The organism is Limosilactobacillus reuteri, assembly GCF_034259105.1.
Classification (GTDB): domain Bacteria; phylum Bacillota; class Bacilli; order Lactobacillales; family Lactobacillaceae; genus Limosilactobacillus; species Limosilactobacillus reuteri_G.
Genome location: NZ_CP139478.1, coordinates 1,045,349 through 1,067,122 on the forward strand (window position 1 = coordinate 1,045,349; position 21,774 = coordinate 1,067,122).

General features: G+C 38.5%; 17 protein-coding genes and 2 pseudogenes. 11 read left to right on the top strand and 8 right to left on the bottom strand.

Translation table 11 applies throughout. From position 1 onward, the window contains the following. Nucleotides 1-112: 112 nt before the first annotated feature. Together SH603_RS06000 and SH603_RS06005 are read left to right on the top strand one after the other, a co-directional pair. Complete coding sequence (locus tag SH603_RS06000) at nucleotides 113-1,849, top strand: ABC1 kinase family protein (RefSeq protein ID WP_321533649.1); 1,737 nt, start codon at nucleotides 113-115, stop codon at nucleotides 1,847-1,849. Nucleotides 1,850-1,852: 3 nt separating this feature from the next. Further along, entirely contained in the window at nucleotides 1,853-2,668 is an 816-nt protein-coding gene (locus SH603_RS06005) for a YdcF family protein (RefSeq protein ID WP_169477794.1), read from the top strand. A 51-nt stretch (nucleotides 2,669-2,719) separates the two neighbouring features. Here SH603_RS06005 and SH603_RS06010 read toward each other — a convergent pair whose 3' ends face one another. Beyond that, nucleotides 2,720-3,112 (bottom strand): VOC family protein, encoded by a 393-nt coding sequence (locus SH603_RS06010; RefSeq protein WP_169473142.1) that lies wholly within the window; start codon nucleotides 3,110-3,112, stop codon nucleotides 2,720-2,722. 106 nt (nucleotides 3,113-3,218) lie between these two features. Here SH603_RS06010 and SH603_RS06015 point away from each other — a divergent pair, with 106 nt between their 5' ends. From SH603_RS06015 to SH603_RS06025, 3 genes are read left to right on the top strand one after another with little or no spacing between them, the layout of a single operon-like run. Next, on the top strand, nucleotides 3,219-3,596 hold the full coding sequence (locus tag SH603_RS06015; RefSeq protein WP_321533650.1) for a fluoride efflux transporter FluC: 378 nt from the start codon (nucleotides 3,219-3,221) through the stop codon (nucleotides 3,594-3,596). Continuing rightward, the gene (locus tag SH603_RS06020; protein WP_169471345.1) at nucleotides 3,589-3,927 is read left to right on the top strand and encodes a fluoride efflux transporter FluC; all 339 of its coding nucleotides are present in this window, start codon (nucleotides 3,589-3,591) and stop codon (nucleotides 3,925-3,927) included. Before SH603_RS06015 ends, SH603_RS06020 begins: the two co-directional genes overlap by 8 nt. A 15-nt stretch (nucleotides 3,928-3,942) precedes the next feature. After that, nucleotides 3,943-6,456 (top strand): excinuclease ABC subunit UvrA, encoded by a 2,514-nt coding sequence (locus tag SH603_RS06025; RefSeq protein ID WP_321533651.1) that lies wholly within the window; start codon nucleotides 3,943-3,945, stop codon nucleotides 6,454-6,456. A 63-nt stretch (nucleotides 6,457-6,519) separates the two neighbouring features. Here the strand turns inward: SH603_RS06025 and SH603_RS06030 are convergent. From SH603_RS06030 to SH603_RS06045, 4 genes and pseudogenes are all read right to left on the bottom strand, one after another. Beyond that, nucleotides 6,520-6,903: pseudogene (locus SH603_RS06030) on the bottom strand (TVP38/TMEM64 family protein); the annotation flags it as partial. A 33-nt stretch (nucleotides 6,904-6,936) separates the two neighbouring features. Beyond that, nucleotides 6,937-8,067, bottom strand: a complete 1,131-nt coding sequence (locus SH603_RS06035; protein ID WP_321533652.1) for an IS30 family transposase — start codon at nucleotides 8,065-8,067, stop codon at nucleotides 6,937-6,939. 116 nt (nucleotides 8,068-8,183) lie between these two features. Further along, a pseudogene (locus tag SH603_RS06040) lies at nucleotides 8,184-8,504 on the bottom strand (hypothetical protein); the annotation flags it as partial. Nucleotides 8,505-8,506: 2 nt separating this feature from the next. Then, nucleotides 8,507-9,757: a DUF2075 domain-containing protein gene (locus tag SH603_RS06045; protein WP_019252783.1), complete on the bottom strand. Its 1,251-nt coding sequence runs from the start codon at nucleotides 9,755-9,757 to the stop codon at nucleotides 8,507-8,509. Between the two features lie 167 nt (nucleotides 9,758-9,924). Here SH603_RS06045 and SH603_RS06050 point away from each other — a divergent pair, with 167 nt between their 5' ends. After that, the gene (locus tag SH603_RS06050) at nucleotides 9,925-11,700 is read left to right on the top strand and encodes a 1-deoxy-D-xylulose-5-phosphate synthase (protein WP_169471677.1); all 1,776 of its coding nucleotides are present in this window, start codon (nucleotides 9,925-9,927) and stop codon (nucleotides 11,698-11,700) included. A 145-nt stretch (nucleotides 11,701-11,845) separates the two neighbouring features. Then, nucleotides 11,846-12,814 carry an IS30 family transposase gene (locus SH603_RS06055; protein ID WP_003668074.1) on the top strand — a complete coding sequence of 323 codons (969 nt, stop codon included), beginning with the start codon at nucleotides 11,846-11,848 and terminating at the stop codon, nucleotides 12,812-12,814. A gap of 64 nt (nucleotides 12,815-12,878) precedes the next feature. On the opposite strand, the gene SH603_RS06060 is transcribed toward SH603_RS06055, so the two are convergent. Continuing rightward, a complete protein-coding gene (locus SH603_RS06060; RefSeq protein WP_013923736.1) occupies nucleotides 12,879-14,009 on the bottom strand; it encodes an IS30 family transposase in 1,131 nt (376 codons plus the stop codon). A 187-nt stretch (nucleotides 14,010-14,196) separates the two neighbouring features. On the opposite strand from SH603_RS06060, the gene SH603_RS06065 reads away from it, so the two are divergent. The 4 genes from SH603_RS06065 (at nucleotide 14,197) to SH603_RS06080 (ending at nucleotide 20,159) form a co-directional block, all read left to right on the top strand. After that, on the top strand, nucleotides 14,197-15,015 hold the full coding sequence (locus tag SH603_RS06065) for an LPXTG cell wall anchor domain-containing protein (RefSeq protein ID WP_169471676.1): 819 nt from the start codon (nucleotides 14,197-14,199) through the stop codon (nucleotides 15,013-15,015). A gap of 286 nt (nucleotides 15,016-15,301) precedes the next feature. Next, the gene (locus SH603_RS06070; protein ID WP_169472919.1) at nucleotides 15,302-16,693 is read left to right on the top strand and encodes an amino acid permease; all 1,392 of its coding nucleotides are present in this window, start codon (nucleotides 15,302-15,304) and stop codon (nucleotides 16,691-16,693) included. 109 nt (nucleotides 16,694-16,802) lie between these two features. Further along, nucleotides 16,803-17,657, top strand: a complete 855-nt coding sequence (locus SH603_RS06075; protein ID WP_135951560.1) for a DNA/RNA non-specific endonuclease — start codon at nucleotides 16,803-16,805, stop codon at nucleotides 17,655-17,657. A 177-nt stretch (nucleotides 17,658-17,834) separates the two neighbouring features. Continuing rightward, entirely contained in the window at nucleotides 17,835-20,159 is a 2,325-nt protein-coding gene (locus SH603_RS06080; RefSeq protein WP_169472921.1) for an ATP-binding protein, read from the top strand. A gap of 40 nt (nucleotides 20,160-20,199) precedes the next feature. Here SH603_RS06080 and SH603_RS06085 read toward each other — a convergent pair whose 3' ends face one another. Both SH603_RS06085 and SH603_RS06090 read right to left on the bottom strand, forming a co-directional pair. Then, complete coding sequence (locus SH603_RS06085) at nucleotides 20,200-20,469, bottom strand: YbaN family protein (protein WP_169471673.1); 270 nt, start codon at nucleotides 20,467-20,469, stop codon at nucleotides 20,200-20,202. A gap of 154 nt (nucleotides 20,470-20,623) precedes the next feature. After that, nucleotides 20,624-21,754 (bottom strand): IS30 family transposase, encoded by a 1,131-nt coding sequence (locus SH603_RS06090; RefSeq protein ID WP_321533653.1) that lies wholly within the window; start codon nucleotides 21,752-21,754, stop codon nucleotides 20,624-20,626. Nucleotides 21,755-21,774 lie beyond the last annotated feature (20 nt).

Sequence of the window (21,774 nt, forward strand, 5' to 3'; positions counted from 1 at the left end):
TAAAAAACTTATCGACTACTATTGTATCAGTAAAACGTAACGAAAGGGGAGTTTAATTATTTTTTTATAAGTGAAAATGCTAAAATAAAGGAAAATAAGTAGGAGAAGACATATGACGACTAATGAAGAAGAAATCAAGAAGTCAGCACGCTTGCGTAAGATTATGCAAGTGATGCGAAAATATCATTTTGTTAGCAATTTTTACCATCAAACTAATCCACAAGCTATTTGTCAGGCACTGCAAGAACTGGGACCGACCTTTATTAAACTTGGCCAAATATTATCAACCCGTCCAGACCTTGTCTCCCCAGCATATATTAAAGAACTTCGCCACTTGCAAGATCAGGTTAAAGCTGATAGCTTTGCGACCGTCGAGCAAACTTTTGAAGAAGAAACTGGGAAGAAAATTAATGACGAATTTGCTAGCTTTGTGGAAAAGCCATTTGCTTCTGCGTCGATTGGGCAAGTTCACCATGCAACACTTAAGGATGGGACACCAGTTGTTGTCAAAGTTCAACATCCAGAAGTCAGTAAGCTTGTTAATACTGACTTAGCCTTGTTACGGAAAGCGGTGGTTTTATTTAAGTATGTTCCCCAAGACATTGCAGTAGTTGATTTGGATAAAGTAATTGATGAACTCAGTACTTCATTATTAAGTGAGGTCAATACTCTTGAAGAAGCAAAAAACGGGGAAGAATTTTATACATTAAATAACGGTGACGGACCAATCTTAGTCCCTAAAGTATATATGAAGTATTGTGCTCCTAAGATTCTTGTTAATGAAGCGATGGAAGGAAAAAGCATTCGGTATCGTTTTAAGCAGCCAAATGATAATGATCAAGAGATAACGACTATTAATCATGAAATTGCTACTACGCTCGTTAATAACTTTTTAAAACAAGTTTTTGTTGACCATTACTTTCATGCAGACCCGCATCCAGGAAATATATTAATTCACGAATTACGTCCGGATGAGTCAGCAAAGCAATACGTAACGACCAAACACCATGAAAAGACCATTTATAATACAACCATTAGTTATGATCAGCAGGAGGCATTACCAAATTACCGGATCATCTACCTTGATTTTGGGATGATGGGAAGGTTAAGTCCAGCTATGGCAAATAGTATTGCGAATATCGTGATTACTATCAACACAAAGGATACGCGAAAAATTGGCAAAGCAGTTTTAAATGTTTGTAATCGAACCGGGGAAGTTGACGAAAATGCATTTTATAAAGAACTTGGCGCCTTTATTCAACCATATTTTTCAACTGGCCTTGGCAATATTGATTTCGTGAAAATGCTGTACCAAATTGTTCAGCTATGTAAGAAAAACCACCTTCAAATGCGGGGAGAGGTAACAATGCTGATTAAGGCATTTGGGACTCTTGAAAGTTCAGTTGCTAAACTTGATCCTGAAATATCAATGCTTGAAGTTGCCCAATCGTTTGGGAGGCGTTATTTAAAACGAAACTTCAATTGGCGTTCTGCCCTTGATAATAACCTAGTCAATTTTTTCCTTGCTAGCAAAGCAATGGGGAAGATGCCAGAAAGAATTAATGAGTTAATCGATACATTTGTTAGCGGGGATGCCAAAGTTGATCTCCAGTATAAAAATGAGCAACGAGTGTTAAAGCAGATAGAACGGGTAATGAATCGTTTTATGATTACGATTATTTTGGCAGCAGTAATTTTAGGATCATCATTATTAGTCCAGGGAACACCAGCTGATTCGCATATCTATCGTTTAGGAGTATCTGGCTATATTATTGCAATCATAATTATTATTCTTTTAGTTGTTACGGAGATTATCCATCGATGGCGAAATTGGCGAAGGAAACGATGATTAATGATATATTTAAACTTAGTTAATGAATTAATATGTGCGTTATGCTGGGGAATCACGATTAGGCTTATTTTGGTTCGCCATTTAAATAGTGAAACCAAGGCGGCTAGATTCAATACGTTTGCGTTGGTTTTGATGTTGATCAACTTGGTAGTAGTGTTGCCTATTTTTGCTTTTTTGCTTAAAAATTTACCGATTCAATCAGTAAGTTGGCTAAGTGCATTAGTAGTAGCAACTATTGACGTTTTAAGTACGTTTAACTTAATTTTATTTTGTATTTTCAGTTGTTGTACCCGCCTGCAAAAATGTCCTGCTACGGTTCAGGACTTTCTGGTTTTAGGGGCAGCTGTTAGACATGGCCAGGTTCCACCAGTGTTAACTACTCGCCTTGATAAGGCCATCAGCTGTTGGAAAACTCATCAATCTGCAAAAATTATTGTTTCTGGGGGAATAGTGCAGAAAGCAAAAGAATCTGAAGCAGAAGTCATGGCTGCCTACTTAATTGCTCACGGAATCCCAGCAAGAAAAATAATTCGCGAAAATAAGGCACTTAATACATGGCAAAATTTAGCCTTCGCTAGTCAATTTATTAAGCCGCAAGAGACGGTTGTAGTAGTAACTAGTGATTTTCATGTTCTTCGTGCGAGAGCTTATGCAAGGAAGTTGGGATTAAACTGGTCATTCATTAGTAGCAAGACGCCTTGGCGATATTGTCCATTAACTTTTATTCGGGACTATCTCGGGATTATCCGTGACCATTGGTGGGTATTTTGCGGGAGCACGCTCCTTTTACTTTTAGTTGAATTTATTTTGAAATGAAATATGAGCGAGACAGAAGGGGAAAACAACCTTCTCTCGCTCATATTTACTTTATTTATTCTTATATACTGCAATTTCAATCAGATTATTATCTGGATCATAAACGTAAAGTGAGGTCATTTCGCCTTCTGCCCCTTGTTTTACAATTGGTCCAGCAATTATATCAATATAATAGCTATTAAGATGGTGAACAATATCGTCAATACTATCTCCGGCAACTAAACATAAGTCAGCAGAACCAATTGTCGGATTAGCTGCCTTTAGCGTAGTTGGTCGGTCAATTTTTTGTAAACGGATTAACTGATGCCCACACCGCATTGTAATTAAGTCGTCATTACTTTGTTCTTTAATTACCGGCATATCAAATACTTCGTGATAAAAGCGCATTGATTGCTCTAAATCAGTTACAGTTAAAACAACGTGATCAATTCGTCGTATTTTCATTGTCTAAGTCTCCCTTAAATTTTGAAATCAATATCATTATACAAGTTTCTAAATTGAAATAGCAAAAGTTGTATAATGAAATGATTGCAGATCTAAGGAGATTTTTATGAATATAAAAACAATAATGAGCGTCGCAACTGGCGGCTTCCTCGGCGGAATTACCCGTTATGAGCTTAGTGCCCTCTTAGGCGGCGACGGGATTTTATATGCTAACCTTATTGGTTCATTTTTGCTAGCTTTTATAACTTATTATTTTATTGAGTGGGGACTATTAGCAGCATGGTTAAATGTCGGGATAGGAACTGGCTTTATTGGCGCTTTTACGACATTTTCAAGTTTAGCCACAACTATTGTTAAGCTTGAAAGCCAAGGTATAATTGCTAGTATCGGTTATTTTCTTGTGAGCTCTCTTGGCGGCTTGGCTTTGGCGCTGCTCGGTTTTATGCTGGCACGAAAATACGGAGGTCCGCGGCAGAATGATTAATGTAGGGATTGGAGCAGCAATTGGGGCCGTCATTCGTTATATCATCACAAGTTGGTGGAAAAAGTTAAGAATTGATTGGCCCCTAGCAACTCTATTTATTAATATCACCGGTAGTTTTTTATTAGGCATTCTTACCAACAATTTTGCTAGTAATTCCTCGATTATGCTATTATTTGGGATTGGCTTATTAGGAGGTTATACTACTTTTTCGACTTTCAATGTTGAGTTAATTTCAATGATGGATGAAAAGCGATGGGGGATGTTCGCTGTTTATTTCGGTTTAAGTTATCTTGGTGGAGTTATTGCCGCGATCTGTGGAATGATGATATGAAAGGAGTAAAAAATAGTGACAGAAACCAGACTACCAACGCAAATTGAAGTAAAAGGTGGAAGAGTCCACAACCTTAAGAACATTGATATCAATATCCCGCTACATAAATTTGTTGCGATTTCGGGATTATCTGGTTCTGGGAAAAGCTCATTAGCAATGGGGATTTTATATGAAGAGAGATCTCGACGGTACTTAGAAGCTCTTTCTACTTACACACGACGGCGAATAAAGTTAGGTGCTCAAGCTGATATTACAAGTGTTAAACATATTCCTTCAGCACTAGCATTGAAGCAACGTCCCGCAATTCCATCTGAACGAGCAACCGTTGGAACAATGAGTGAGATGTTGAATGTAATTAGGCTGATCTTTTCGCGACTTGGCGAATCGGTCTGTCCAAATGGGCATCGATTAAAACCAAGTCTTGAAATTGCGGAGGTAATGAGTAAGAGTGGCGATGAAATGGGACAATTAACCTGTCCTACTTGTGGCACCAAGTTTTATGCCTATGGAGCAGAAGACTTTGCATTCAATTCTGACGGAGCCTGCTTACGATGTCATGGAACAGGAAAAGTTCGTGAACTGGATGAAAGTAAACTTGTTGGGGATGAAAATCTTAGTTTAGCTGATGGGGCAGTTGCTTCATGGCATTTACCTGGACGAAACTTTATGCCGAGTGTTGCTGAACTGGCAGGTGTCCGGATTCATGTTCCATATAAAGATTTAACCCCTAAAGAAAAAGATTTTGTTTTAAATGGTCCACAAAAGAAGTTTAAGATGGACTTCCGCTCAGGAACAGGCCGTGTTTTTCATGATTTTAATGCTTTATATGAGAACGCTCATGAAGCGGTATTAGCATCTGCCAAAAGCAGTAAGAGCGTGCGGGCTCAAAAACGAATTAGTGAATTTTTCCATTATTCAACGTGCCCAGTTTGCCATGGGACACGGTTAAAGCCAGAATTATTAAACCAATTAGCTGGTGGTTTAAATATTGCGCAAGTTAGTGACCTTACGCTTGGAGAGTTGAGCAAGTGGAAGCAAGATGTATTAGCTGCTCTTCCTTCAGATATGAAAAAGATGGCGACCTCATTATTTAAAGAGTTTGATGACAATTTACGACCATTACTGGAATTAGGCCTTGATTATTTAACTTTGTCACGAAATGGGAATACTTTATCGACAGGTGAATTACAACGTATTCAGCTTGCAAGAACTCTTCGAACCCAAACGACTGGTGTCTTATATATTCTGGATGAACCTTCCATCGGCTTACATCCTGACAATATTACAGGCCTCTTAAACGTATTTAAAGAATTAGTGGCCCAAGGTAATTCATTAGTAGTTGTTGATCGCAATGTTGATATTATCAAAGAAGCAGATTGGATTATTGAAATCGGCCCAGGTTCTGGAGAAAAAGGTGGAGAAATTCTTACGGAGGGAACACCATCGCAAATCGCTGATAACCCTCAGTCTAAAATTGGTTCTTATTTAAATGGGACAGCAGTATTAAAAAGTCGCCCCATAGCAAACGAACCAGCTAGTCAAGAGATTGTCTTTGAAGTAAAAGATTATTACAACCTTAAAGACGTCCAAGGAGAGATTCCAGTTAATCGGCTGACTGCTATCACTGGTTTTTCGGGTGCTGGTAAAACAAGTCTGATCCTTGATAGTTTAGTTCCCGCTATCTATGCTCAAGCAAATGGGGCTAAATTACCTTCACAAGTTAGCAAATTATCAAGTCCGTTAAAGGAAGTAGTGAGTGTTGATGCAGCGCCAATCGGTAAAACTAACCGGTCAACAGTCGCAACTTATACCAGTATTATGGATAATCTGCGGAAGTTATTTGCAGCCCAGCCCTTAGCCAAAGAGAAACACTATACACCTTCTTACTTTTCTTATAATAATAAACAGGGAGCATGTCCAACGTGTGGTGGCGCGGGGGTCGTAACTCTTGATATTCAATTCTTGCCAGATATGCAACAGACTTGTCCAACATGCGGGGGAAGTCGATACAATGAAGAAGTTCAAAAAGTTAAATGGCAGGGATATTCAATTGTTGATCTCTTAAAATTAGATGTTCGGGCAGCGATAAGTGTATTTAAGGAAGTGCCGAAAATTGCTCGTGAACTTCAATTATTAGATGAAGTGGGCTTAGGGTACCTGCACTTAGGCGAAAGTACGCCTAGCCTTTCTGGTGGTGAGGCGCAACGCTTAAAACTTGTTAAACACCTTAATCATAATCAAAGCGAAACGTTATTTGTATTTGATGAACCGACTATTGGCTTGCATCCCCTTGATGTTAAAACCCTTTTAGCAGTAATGCAGCAATTACTTGATCGGGGAGCGACGATCATTACTATTACTCATGACTTAAATTTGATTATTAACGCAGATTATATGCTTGATATGGGTCCGCGTGGTGGCAGTAATGGTGGAAAAATTGTGGCTCAGGGGAATCCGTTAGCCCTTATTCAAAAACCAGAAAGTTTAACCAACAAGTATTTGGCAGAATATTGGTCAAGATTTAATTAAAGATAAAGGCTCCAAACATTCGGATTTGCCGGACGTTTGGAGCCTTGTTTTTAATCAAGTTAATTATTTTGTTGCTGCTTTTTCTTCATGGTTTTGCCAGATTTTGCGAACGAGTAAGTAACAGCCAATTAGAATTAAAATAGCGATTGCGACACCGATCAGTCGTCTAATGTTACCCTTGAAAATAGCATCTCCACCAAAGGCATAGAGAAAGGAAGTCGGAGCCATGCCCACGGTTACCATTGCCAAGTAATGCTTTCGACTAACATTTAAGCGGGCACCAGCGTAGTTTACAAGTACACTAGGGATAACCGGAATCATAAAGCCGATTGTAAGTGCAATTAACGGATGCTCTTGTTGCAAGAGGTAATGAAGGATCTTGTTTTTCTTTACTCGTTTGGAGAGGTTAATTTTACGAATTATACTCATTACAGTAGAGTTTCCTAAACCTAAATTTCAAGAATAAGTTAGCCACTGGACTCAAATAAATAATACTGACCAATTGATTATTGGTTGATGGAGCTGTGATATCTCTTGGTAGAAGGCCTTACGATAGATATCCATTGACGAATGTCCATTAAACATAGCTCGTGGATAGTGATTCATCCAATCATTAGTCGCTATGATCTGAGCACTACTATAGTTATTTATAGCTTCACCTTTGGTAATCTCCTTGCGGAGAAACCGGTTATTGATCTCATTGGATCCACGTTCCCAAGGGGAATACGGATCAGCATAGAAAACATGATCGTGAACTTGTGTTAACTCACTAAATTCTGAACCGTTGTCAGAGGTTATTGTCTTAAAGATGCGATAGTAAGCATCTGTGCCCATTTTCTGGCGTAAATTTATAAAGAACTGATTTACTGCATGCGCAGTTTTACCAGCAATTTTACTCGTGATATTAACTCGTGAAAGGCGATCAGTCATTACTAGTACAACACTGTCATTACCGTTTTTCTGTCCCTGAACTGTATCTAGTTCCCAATGGCCAATTTCGGACCGTTGGTCCGCAGTTTGAGGTCGTTGAGCAATATTAGGCCCTAAGCACCTTTTAGCTTGCGGATGAGTTCGATGATGCTTACGTTTAGGTTTTTCAAAGAGGTCTAAATTGGACGTACGAAGCACACCCTCATTAATCCATTGATATAAAGTTACAACCGACTTTGGGATCAGGGTGCCATCATTCATTAAATCTCGAGCCTTATAAATAACCGCTTGTGGGGAGTAATGGTGGTCGTCAAACTCACCAAGCATTAGCTGATCAGCTAATCGTAAAAATTGCTTTGAAGAATAATATAAGCGACGACGACCAGAATGGCGGTGATGTTCAAGATATGTGGCCTGACCAGCTTCATAACTATAGATGTAGTAAGAATATTCGTAAATCTTACCATTAGATTTTTGACAACGAAGTTGGCGGACCGTACCACGGTTGAGCTCGTTATTAATTGTTTGATGATTAACTCCTAATTGGCGACCAATTGCGCGATTGGAAAGTCCTTGCGACTTTAAAGTCGCAATCATCACACGTTCTTCTTTAGTAAGATGAGCATTCTTTTTATGAGTAGTCAATAAACTAGTAGACATGGTATCATTTAAGTGCGTCATTTGACGGACATCCTTTCATATAGGTTTGGTTCACTTAATATGATACCTGATGTCACGCCGAATGGCGTTTTTTATTTACCACCAACTGGGTGGCTAACTTCATTCTATAATCCACCAGAGTTTCCTAAAATGTTTCCAACCCAATTAATCAGAAAACCAACAATTGGTCCATAACATAACCCAGCAAAGATACAAACAACGGAATTAGACATTCCTGGAATCGCATTTAGGATACCGATTAAAGCTATAAGAAGAAAGATATCGGTAAAACCATGACTTCTGATCATATGGAGAAGCTTAGCCTTATTATGGGCATTAAAGTCTAGTAGTAAGTCAATTTCTGGCTTATATGTTCGATAAATGAAGTAGAGAACGATGACAGCGAGGATAATTGCGCCAACGATCAGCCACGTTTTATTTAATTTACGCTCTTTCATAATTATTGTTCCTCCTTTGGTAGCGTAAACCCAGCCTTCTTAAAAAGGGAGGTAAGAGAATGTCGTAAAAGTGGATCATGAGCGTAAAGATAAGTTCCATATACACCACGCTTGAATAAAACGTTTAAAGAATTCATAATCATTCTTTTTTCTAAACTCTTAATTTCAGCTGGATCAGTTAGGTCAGCACGTTTTTTGAATGCTTCAACATCTGTATAACGATCTAAATTAACTTGAAGTTGGTTTGTTTGAGGCGTTTGGCTAATCGGCGGACCGATAATAATGCCGGTGTAATTTAAGTCAAATCCTTGGCAAGTGTAGATTGAGCCAACTTCATTAATGGTCTGAGGTAGTTCTGCCCAGGGAGTAACTGTATAGTTATATTGATCCCACGGCATTTTAAATCTGCCTTCCTCAATGTAGTGTTTACCACCATCGAGCGTTGACGGATATCCAGACGTTGAAAGGATGCGGGAAAGTCCTACTTCTTTATTACGTTGGACAATTGCTTTCCTCATTTCCTCGGCATCACTGTAAATACGAAAATCATAATGATCACGGGCGGATGCTGGTAGCGCGGTTAATTTATAGTTAGTAAATTCATTAAACCACTTAACTAAGTCATCGCTCGCATTCATGCGAAACATGTGGGTCAAATGATAATCTTTATGGGGATATTGGTTCGTAATTGCCTGAAGTCGTTCAGGGGTCCAGAGACTTTTCATCCGTAAGACTTGGTATTGATCAAAGACAATTATGACAATTTTAGCGCGTTTAATAATCTCGACAAGCTGATTATCATGGTAAAAATTATTATAATGATCAGGCTTGGATAATAGAAGATGAGCTTCATCGATAACAGCAACATCAATGGTTTGGTGTTGCTTATCTAATTGATTAATTAATGAGGTTGGCCGAGCGAAGTCCTTTTTATATAACTCTTTTATTGGCCCGGCAATCTCTTTATAGACTTTCAGAATTTCCGGATGGTTAACAAGAAAATAATTATTAGTATGATAAAGAACGGAATTTTGTTGTGTCCGCGCTTCTTTTTGAATGCGGACGAATAATTGTGATAAGATTACGCTTTTTCCGGTACCCGCATCCCCGTAGACTGTATATATTGCAGGATGATTTTGTGTTAGATGGTGTTTAGTAAATGAAATAATGTCATTGACGAGTTGTTCTTGCTCTGTCGTTAATTTTTTAAATGGTGAAATTTTGTTAGTTGCAGCGTTGTCTATATTTTTCATAACTATTTCCTTTTTAACGAATTACTCTATTTAATGGTATCGAAATGCATGAATTTCGTCAATTTGAACTTGAGAGTAATTTACTCAATGCTTTAGAAAGTGTTAGAATAATAAGAGCAATAAGTATTACTAATTATTAAATGTAAAATCAAGAAGGAGTGGAATAGATGAATCTGCATCCTGATTACCTCTTAAATGAAGTTAATGAACCAAGCGATATTAAGGACATGTCACTTGACGAATTAAAACAATTAGCAACAGAAATGCGTCAACTTGTTCTTGAACGCGACGCAAAAATCGGTGGACACGTGGGCCCTAACTTTGGCGTAATGGAGCTAACGATTGCTTTTCACTATGTCTTTGATTCGCCCCACGATAAAGTTATTTGGGATGTTTCACACCAGAGTTATGCCCATAAAATGCTGACAGGCCGGAAATTAGGCTTTCTTGATCCTGATCATTATGAAGATATTACTGGATTTACGTCACCAGAAGAAAGCGCTCATGACTTTTTTGAAATCGGCCATACTTCAACATCAATCGCACTTGCAGTGGGGATGGCTCAAGCGCGTGATTTAGTGAAGCCGCAATCACATAATAACGTTATGGCAGTAATTGGGGATGGGTCCTTAAGTGGCGGATTAGCTTTTGAAGGATTAAACAATGCTGCTAAGCTTAATTCTAACTTGATTATTCTCGTTAATGATAATCAAATGTCAATTGATGAGAACCAGGGTGGTTTATACAAAGGACTAAAAGAACTCCGGGATACTAACGGTGAATCTCCCAATAATATTTTTAAGTTTATGGGTCTCGATTACAAATACGTTGCAGACGGCAATGACTTGCAGACGATGATCGACACTTTTAAGAAAATCAAGGATATTGACCATCCAATCGTCCTTCATGTTAACACCTTAAAAGGGAAAGGGTATGAACCTGCTGTTGAAGAAAAGATGAAGTATCATTGGCGCACTCCATTTGACCTAAAGACTGGTGAAGATAAGGTTAAGGCAAGTGGAGAATCATATAGCGATGCTGTCCTTGCTGAATTGGATAAGCAAATTGCAGCGGATAAGCCAGTTGTTGCTATTAATGCTGGAATTCCTGGTGCGTTTGATCTTGGCAAGTTTAAGGCTAAGCACCCGGATCGTTATTATGATGTTGGGATCGCTGAACAAGATTCAATTACGACTGCTGTTGCAATGGCGCAAGCAGGTGCACGCCCTGTTGTATTTCAAAATAGTACTTTCCTTCAACGAGCATATGATCAATTGATTCATGATATGGCATTAAATGATGCTCCGGTTGTAATGATTGTGCGAGGCGGGTCAATTTCAGAAAGTTCTGCTACTCATCAAGGAACATTCGATATTTCAATGATTAGTGATTTGCCAAACATTGAATATTTAGCACCAACAAACGTCGAAGAAATGATTTCGATGTTACGGTGGGCAATCAATCAAACTGATGAACCAGTAGTAATTCGGCAACCAGAAAAGCCCCTTCTTCACGGGACACCAACACAAGATGACTACAGTACGATCAAGTATGATATTGCTCATCGCGGAAGTGAAGTTGCAATTATGGCTGTTGGTGACTTCTGGGAACTTGGTGAAAGGGTAAGGAAGGAACTTCAAGATAAGCTTAACATTGATGCTACATTGATCAATCCAAAGTCTGTAACTGGAATCGATTCAGATGTCCTTCACCACCTAGCAGAAAATCATGATGTAGTTGTTACACTAGAGGATGGGGTCCTTAGTGGAGGTTTCGGGGAAACCATTGCTCGTTACTATGGACCAAAGGGAATGAAGGTTTTGAACTTTGGAGCACCGCGTGAATTTGCGGATAATGTTCCTACCGAAGTCCTCTATGAATGGTATCACTTAACCCCTAAACAAATTGTGGATGATATTGAGCAGGTTATCCATTCATTATAAGTTAACAAAGCTGTCATCGCAGGTAAGGATTACTTGTAGGTGATAGTTTTTTTGATTCGTCGTTTGTAAAATTAAGTTAGAAAAAGTAAAAAGCCATTTGTGATAGACTTTTGAATATCCCTAATCAAAAGAAAGGCAATCACAAATGACCTATAAACATCTTACCACACGTGAATTAACTCTCATAGCTGATTTTTGGTATCAAGGTACTAAAGCTTATCGGGCTGCTAAATTACTTCAGCGTAGTCAAGAAACCATCTATCGTGTTTATCGTTTCCTCAACGACGGTAAAACCATCGACCAATATCTTCAGACTTATCAGCGACATAAGCGTCGTTGTGGTCGGAAGCAGACCCAACTGCCAACTATCGAAGTTAACTATATCCATGCGCAAATCAAGGCAGGTTGGACTCCTGATACTATTATTGGTCGTCATGAACACCCAATTAGCTGCAGTATGCGCACCCTTTATCGCATGTTTGCCCGCAATCAGTATGGCTTTTCCGTTAAACAGCTACCGATGAAAGGAAAACGCCATCCCAATGGCTATGTGGAACATCGTGGTAAAGCTGGCCAATTAGGACGCAGTATCTATCAACGATATCGTGATTTTCCGCATTACCAACATGAATTTGGGCACTTTGAAGCTGATACAGTTCAAGGTAAAGCTCACCGCGGAGCGGTAATGACGCTAGTAGAGCGACAATCCAAAGTAATGATTGTCCTTAATATTCATCATAAAACAGACGAAGCAGTGAATTGCCAGCTTGATCAATGGCTCGCTAAACTGCCACGTCACTTTGTTAAATCAATTACTTTTGATAACGGGAAAGAATTTGCTGGATGGCGAGAAATAGCCAATAAGTATGATCTTCACACCTATTTTGCGGAAGTCGGTGCTCCCAATCAACGAGGGCTAAACGAAAATAATAACGGCCTCTTGCGTCGTGATGGTCTTAGTAAAAAGCTAGATTTTCGCGATTTGCCAGACGAACTAGTCACTCAGCTAATGCATCGTCGCAACAATATCCCACGAAAATCTCTTAATTATCGTACACCATTAGAAGTATTCTTGAGTCATGTCACAGAAGAACAACTTTCACCTTTTTTCTAATTTAAATTGACATTTCAGGATTTAAAAAATGCCCTAAATTTCAAGAATAAGTTAGCCACTGGACTCAAATAAATAATACTGACCAATTGATTATTGGTTGATGGAGCTGTGATATCTCTTGGTAGAAGGCCTTACGATAGATATCCATTGACGAATGTCCATTAAACATAGCTCGTGGATAGTGATTCATCCAATCATTAGTCGCTATGATCTGAGCACTACTATAGTTATTTATAGCTTCACCTTTGGTAATCTCCTTGCGGAGAAACCGGTTATTGATCTCATTGGATCCACGTTCCCAAGGGGAATACGGATCAGCATAGAAAACATGATCGTGAACTTGTGTTAACTCACTAAATTCTGAACCGTTGTCAGAGGTTATTGTCTTAAAGATGCGATAGTAAGCATCTGTGCCCATTTTCTGGCGTAAATTTATAAAGAACTGATTTACTGCATGCGCAGTTTTACCAGCAATTTTACTCGTGATATTAACTCGTGAAAGGCGATCAGTCATTACTAGTACAACACTGTCATTACCGTTTTTCTGTCCCTGAACTGTATCTAGTTCCCAATGGCCAATTTCGGACCGTTGGTCCGCAGTTTGAGGTCGTTGAGCAATATTAGGCCCTAAGCACCTTTTAGCTTGCGGATGAGTTCGATGATGCTTACGTTTAGGTTTTTCAAAGAGGTCTAAATTGGACGTACGAAGCACACCCTCATTAATCCATTGATATAAAGTTACAACCGACTTTGGGATCAGGGTGCCATCATTCATTAAATCTCGAGCCTTATAAATAACCGCTTGTGGGGAGTAATGGTGGTCGTCAAACTCACCAAGCATTAGCTGATCAGCTAATCGTAAAAATTGCTTTGAAGAATAATATAAGCGACGACGACCAGAATGGCGGTGATGTTCAAGATATGTGGCCTGACCAGCTTCATAACTATAGATGTAGTAAGAATATTCGTAAATCTTACCATTAGATTTTTGACGACGAAGTTGGCGGACCGTACCACGGTTGAGCTCGTTATTAATTGTTTGATGATTAACTCCTAATTGGCGACCAATTGCGCGATTGGAAAGTCCTTGCGACTTTAAAGTCGCAATCATCACACGTTCTTCTTTAGTAAGATGAGCATTCTTTTTATGAGTAGTCAATAAACTAGTAGACATGGTATCATTTAAGTGCGTCATTTGACGGACATCCTTTCATATAGGTTTGGTTCACTTAATATGATACCTGATGTCACGCCGAATGGCGTTTTTTATTTACCACCAACTGGGTGGCTAACTTCATTCTATAATCCACCATTTAAAAAATGCGAATTGCTTCTTTTTACGTATATATATTAAAGAGTATATAAAAGAGGAGCAAAATAATATGAACCATTTAAACCACTTTCATGTATTGCAAAACACTTGCTTAGTAGGCTTAACGATAGCGTCAACGATCCTTTCGCTATCGTTAAATACTCCACCAGTTCTAGCTGTATCCCAAGAGCCAATTACGCAGCCCGTATCTAACGCAAATAATCAGAAAGAACGTGTCCAGATCAAACGTGTAATTTATTTTCATCTCTTAAATGAAGTTAAAAAAGTGGAACAAATGTCTTATGCTCACCGTGAAGTAACGAATAATCCCACCCAAAAGGCAATATGGATAATTGAACCTTTTGAAGAAGTTGATATTCCTGATCAACCTGGTTTTAAACCATCAATGGATAAGATTCCGACTGTTACAGAAATAGAGGATTTACCACAATTAAAAAGTACAGTAAATGTTTATTATCAGCCCCTCAATAAAGATGAAGTGACAAAAAAGGACAGCAAAGAGAATACGTTGGCAGAAAAGAAGGCGGTGGAAAAAGCAACAGAGAATAAAAAAGAGGAAAAGAAAGATTCGCAGGATAATTACCCCGTGGAAGAAGATCTGGGGGATGATAGTCAGGTCACGGGAAATTATGGGGAGGTAAATAATACAAGAAAGCAGCAAAATTTGCACCAACGGGTAACGGGCATTAATAATCGACTAAATCGTTCACATCGGAATTCGCGTAAAAACGATAACTCTGACCAGCAAATACTTCCACAAACGGGAAATGAGACCGATAATTTAACGACTTTTCTTGGTTTGGGGATAACGATAATGGTCGCGGGGATGAGTCTTTTTTCGTTAAAGAAGGCGCACAAAAAGAAATAAAACAAAAAAACTTGATAAAAGGACTTGCATTTTTAATTTTCTAATAGTATTCTAATGTTATTGAAAAACGAAATGGAGGAAACTAAAATGCAAATTTACAATAAATCGATTATTCATTACCTAACCTCCACCTCAACCACAACAACAATTACCGTGGTTGAGTAATTTTAATATCTCTTAAATCTGTTAGCAATAGCTATTCAAGATGTCTCAACCACTTATCAAAAATTGACAAGGGTTGGCTAGGGACATTTTGGGTAGCTTTTTTATTTAAAGTGAGGTTAGAATGATGGATAATCAGAAAAATGAAGTTAAATTAAATCGGACAATGACTCCCGGACAAATGGAAATGATTGCAATTGGTGGGACAATTGGTAGTGGTCTTTTCATGGGAGCCACATCAACTATTAAATGGACTGGTCCTTCTGTCCTATTAGCATATGCCTTTGTAGGTTTAGTCCTGTATGGTGTTATGCGTGCGTTAGGGGAAATGATCTATATCAGTCCAGGAACTGGTTCCTTTGCGGACTATGGATCTAAATATATTCATCCCTTAGCTGGATACCTGACAAAGTGGAGTAACGTCTTTCAATTTATCATTGTTGGTATTTCAGATATTATTGCCATGAGTCAATATCTTAATTATTGGTGGCCTAACTTACCAGACTGGATTTCTGGGTTAGTAATGATCATTATCTTAACTCTTGCGAACCTTGCATCTGCTAAGGCGTATGGCCGGTTGGAATTTTGGTTTGCGATGATTAAAGTTGTTACAATTATTGTTATGATCATTCTTGGATTGTTAGTAATTGTCCTTGGGTTGGGTAACAATTGGCATCCGGTTGGAATTTCCAATTTATGGTCACATGGTGGATTCTTTACTGGTGGATTCATGGGATTCATGTTCTCACTATCTGTGATTGCTGGATCCTATCAAGGAATTGAATTACTTGGTATTACTGCTGGTGAAGCCGCTTCACCACGCCATGCGATTGTTAAGTCAGTTAAATCTGTTATTTGGCGGATTTTAATTTTCTATATTGGGGCAATTTTCGTTATCGTTTCCATTTATCCATGGGACGAATTAAAAGCAGTTGGATCACCATTCGTTGAGACATTTACTAAAGTTGGTATTACTGGAGCAGCTGGAATCATTAACTTTGTTGTTTTGACTGCTGCATTGTCCGGTGCCAACTCAGGAATCTACAGTGCTAGTCGGATGCTTTTCAAGCTTTCAGTTGACGGTGAGGTTCCTAAGGTCTTTAGTAAATTGTCAAAGCGGGTTGTACCAAATGTTGCAATCTTAACAATTTCATTCTGGATTTTTCTTGGCTTTATTGTTAACATGCTTATATCAATGTTTAATGCAGCCTCTGCTAATATCTTCGTGATTGTATATAGTTCAAGTGTACTTCCTGGAATGGTACCTTGGTTTATTATTTTGATTTCAGAATTAAACTTCCGGCGTAATAATCCGGCTGAGTTAAAGGATCACCCATTCAAGATGCCGCTTTATCCAGCATATAACTACTTTAGTTTGATTGCGCTAAGTGTTATCTTACTGTTTATGTTCTTTAACCCAGATACACGGATTTCGGTTAGTGTTGGGGCAGTCTTCTTAGTTATCATGAGCATTATCTACAAGTTAAGAACTCAGCGCCAAGATAAATTAGCATAAAGAATAAGTACTCTCGAAACAGATTGTTTTGGGAGTATTTTCTTTTATCGCTTAAAATGATAAAATACTTTTACGAACATACGTTTAAGAGGAAAGGTATTTTAGAAACATGCGATTTCGATTCAATAAAAAGACCCAGTATTTACTTTTAGCTTTAGTAGCGATTCTCGGCATTGGTAGTTTTTCCCAGCCATCTGACAAGGGAAGCACCTTACCACAGGGAATCCAACGGGTAGCATCTTGGCGCCATTCCAGCAACAATAATCGATCATCTTCTTTTACGCCGCCAACCCAAGAGCAGGCTACGAGTGTTCTTTCTAATGGCGTCCGTCAGCAGTTAGGAACATCTGACATAAAATGGAATGGTTACGGAGCGTTTATTTTAAATAACAATCAGACAGCGCTGAACGCAAATATTAATAATGCGCCATACGCTGTTAATCGACGTGATTCGCGTGGACGAGCATGGCAGGGAGACGCCTGGCTCAATCGAACAACACGCCAGTATCGTAATCGGAATGAAACTGGGAATGGGGCCACTAATTGGAAGCCAGCTGGATTTTTACAAGCCCACAACTTAAAAGGTGGTATCTCCCATGCTTATGATCGAGGACACTTACTAGGATATGCATTAGTAGGTGGTATCCGTGGTTTTGATGCTTCGGAGTCAAATTCTGCTAATATTGCAACGCAAACTGCTTGGGCCAACGAAGCTCGAAGCAGTACATCAACCGGGCAAAACTACTATGAAGGTTTAGTGCGAAAAGCTCTGGATCAAAATAAACAAGTTCGTTATCGGGTAACTGACGTATATGATGGTAATAATTTAGTGCCTTCTGGTGCCCATATTGAGGCCAAATCAAAGGATGGCAGTTTGCAATACAATGTCTTTGTCCCCAATGTGCAAAACAATATCAGTATAAATTATGCAACAGGGGCAGTAACACAAGTGAACACGAATTAAAAAACTATGTAATTAGAATAATCCCTCAATACTTCATTTAATTAAAGTATTGGGGGTTCTTTATCATATGCATATAAAACTAGCGTAGAAACAAAATATTTCGATGGTCACTTGCAAAATTGGTTTAAATAAACGAAAATAAAAAGAGTTAATATTGTTTAGAAAAGGACTACGCCAATGACAGATTCAGATCTAAAAAAGATTCATATTGTTTTTAATGGTCAGGATACTCCACCATTAAAGATTAGCCAGCTTTTTGATGCTAATAAGTTCAATCGTTTAACAGCAGTTACTGGTAACGTGACTGCCAACTTTATTAATCAGTATCTAAGTCGATTCATTAAAGTCGAAGTTGCACTGAGCAGCCCTGAAAATTATGAAGCTAAAACTGGTGATGAAGTGATCACTAAGGTTGCTTTAACTAATGCATTGCTATCTGCTGCTAATAAAAAGCCTGCTAAAGTCTTTGAAGCATTAACTAGTGACAATCAAGCAAACGTGTTGAACAATCTTTTTCAAGTTGCAATTGCACCAACCCAGGCTATCCATTCACGTTTTTACCTCCTAAGTAATTCCGAGACCCATGATACTCGTGTGATTTTGGGAAGTCTTAACTTGGACAGTGCTTCATTTGATAAAGAGCGTAACCAATATGAAGAAATATTAGTCTTTGATGATGACATTCGGCTATTTCAAAATCTTGATAACCACTATAAGAATGACATCAAGCCAGTATTACGACCATTTTTTACTGAAAATCTTTTAAATGCAGCACAAAATCAAATTGATGAGAGCTTGAAAGATACTAAAGGAACTAAGAATGCGGTTGTAATTCTTGATAATGAAGTTACAGATCAAATCGCAGCGGCAGATATGACCGACTTGATTAGTCATGACGTTCAAAAACAAATTGATGAAAATAAAATTCCCGCAATGATTACTAAGTCGATGCGAGATATTACGACTAACCGCTCTCAAGATAAAGAAGAAGCAGAACGACAAATTCAACAACACGATACAATTTATACTTTGCAAAAAACGGCCGTATCGCCACGAGCAGCTAAGCCAAAATTGAAATCGCGCGAAAAGATTTTTAAACAAGTTCAGGATGCATTGATTAGTGGTATGACACCACAACAACGGTCAGCAGAGAAGAAGTATACAACGTTCTTATATGACCGTCCGATGGAAAGAAATCTGGTTAACAATAATAGTGGCCTGTACGTACCGAATGATACAGGCACGCACCCAATTCAATTTGGGAAGATTGCGACTATTAGTCAAATTCGTGATGGCTTAAAGAGTATTGATGCGGTATTAAAAGGATATCAGCAATACGTTGTTGACTACAATGATGATTATGGCAAGCGATTCTATGAAGCTATTTTATATAGTTTTACGGCACCATTTTTATGGGAAATTCGTGCGAAAGCTAGTTTGAATCCTGAAGATGGTAATGATATTCCTAACTTCTTGATTCTAGGAGCAACTGCTGGTTCTGGAAAGTCAACTCTATTACGAATTATTAATCAATTGACATGGAATACTGATCGGTCATTAATTGATTTTGGGACTATCTATCCTACAGATACACCGCAGAAAAAAGCAAAAACTGTTGATGCAATCGAGCACTACATGAAGCTTGGAAGTTCATACCCCGTTTTAATGGATGAGATTGAACCATACTTCTTCCAACAGGATCAATATAGTCGGCACTTAGTTGTTGATACGATGAATGAATTGGTTAACAATCCACATGCAATTGCGCCATTAATCGGAACAACTAACTATGATTCTGGTTTTACTATGCTACGTGAAACTGCACGACGGACTTATTATCTTCAAATTGATAAGGTTATTGATGACCAGCAAAAAGGTGAAGCCAATAAATATATCTATAACGTACGACAAACCTTAAATAATACGTTGTTTAAGGACTTTGTAATGCGGATGGCAAGCTTACTAGAGGACGATGAAACGCCATGGCGCGCATTCGATGAAAAGACTGGTAAACTTGACTTCTTGGCAAATACCCGTAAGATTTTCCGCGATTACTATCAAATGGCGGATATGGAAATACCTCCTTACTTTGCAGATGAAATCTGTGATGACTTTAAGGAAAGTTCGCGTAACCGGTGGGCTAAACTTTACCTAACACAAGAAGAAGACTTTAAATACCGCCAGCAAGATCAAAGTTTGTTATTTGATATTTCGAAACTTAATACTTTTAATGGCTTTACTGCCGATAGTATTGAAAAGTACCGAAATGCATTACCAATTGAACTTTGTGTAGATGGTATCAATGGCAAGCGTGGCAAATTTGTGGAAATTAAAGCTGATGAATTCTTTAAATGGATTGGTGAACGCAACCCATATGCTGAAGATACTGCGGAAAACGAAGCAAATAATGAGGAAATGTTAACTACGAATACAGCTGAAAAAGTTACAGAATCGCCTGTTAAAGAACAAAAGAAGGGATTCTGGGCACGATTATTTGGCTAATATAAAAAGGTCTAGGACGCAAATAGCATTCAAGACCTTTTTATTTACTATTAATTTTTTGTGCCCTTTGTTTCGGATGATGTTTCAGATTTTCAAGCCGATTTACCAAGGGTTTTGCATATTTTATGTAGAGTGGATTACGAAGGAGCCAGTTGTGAAAACGCGGTGAAATGTTAGTGATACACCATATTGTGAGGAGGAAGAATGGAACCTGCGGAATTACAGGGAGAAGTATCCCAATTATCCCACCAACGAATGAAATGCTCCCTAACAAGATCCATCCAAGTTTTAATACTAATTTTATGATCATTAAGAATTCCTCCTTTCTTTCATATTAAAGTTACTACCATTCTATCATGTGCGAACGAAAAAAGGGTGGGGAGCTGCTTAAGTTTTTATTACATTTAAGTTAAGGAGAGAAATAAATTGACACCTAAATTTCAAGAATAAGTTAGCCACTGGACTCAAATAAATAATACTGACCAATTGATTATTGGTTGATGGAGCTGTGATATCTCTTGGTAGAAGGCCTTACGATAGATATCCATTGACGAATGTCCATTAAACATAGCTTGTGGATAGTGATTCATCCAATCATTAGTCGCTATGATCTGAGCACTACTATAGTTATTTATAGCTTCACCTTTGGTAATCTCCTTGCGGAGAAACCGGTTATTGATCTCATTGGATCCACGTTCCCAAGGGGAATACGGATCAGCATAGAAAACATGATCGTGAACTTGTGTTAACTCACTAAATTCTGAACCGTTGTCAGAGGTTATTGTCTTAAAGATGCGATAGTAAGCATCTGTGCCCATTTTCTGGCGTAAATTTATAAAGAACTGATTTACTGCATGCGCAGTTTTACCAGCAATTTTACTCGTGATATTAACTCGTGAAAGGCGATCAGTCATTACTAGTACAACACTGTCATTACCGTTTTTCTGTCCCTGAACTGTATCTAGTTCCCAATGGCCAATTTCGGACCGTTGGTCCGCAGTTTGAGGTCGTTGAGCAATATTAGGCCCTAAGCACCTTTTAGCTTGCGGATGAGTTCGATGATGCTTACGTTTAGGTTTTTCAAAGAGGTCTAAATTGGACGTACGAAGCACACCCTCATTAATCCATTGATATAAAGTTACAACCGACTTTGGGATCAGGGTGCCATCATTCATTAAATCTCGAGCCTTATAAATAACCGCTTGTGGGGAGTAATGGTGGTCGTCAAACTCACCAAGCATTAGCTGATCAGCTAATCGTAAAAATTGCTTTGAAGAATAATATAAGCGACGACGACCAGAATGGCGGTGATGTTCAAGATATGTGGCCTGACCAGCTTCATAACTATAGATGTAGTAAGAATATTCGTAAATCTTACCATTAGATTTTTGACGACGAAGTTGGCGGACCGTACCACGGTTGAGCTCGTTATTAATTGTTTGATGATTAACTCCTAATTGGCGACCAATTGCGCGATTGGAAAGTCCTTGCGACTTTAAAGTCGCAATCATCACACGTTCTTCTTTAGTAAGATGAGCATTCTTTTTATGAGTAGTCAATAAACTAGTAGACATGGTATCATTTAAGTGCGTCATTTGACGGACATCCTTTCATA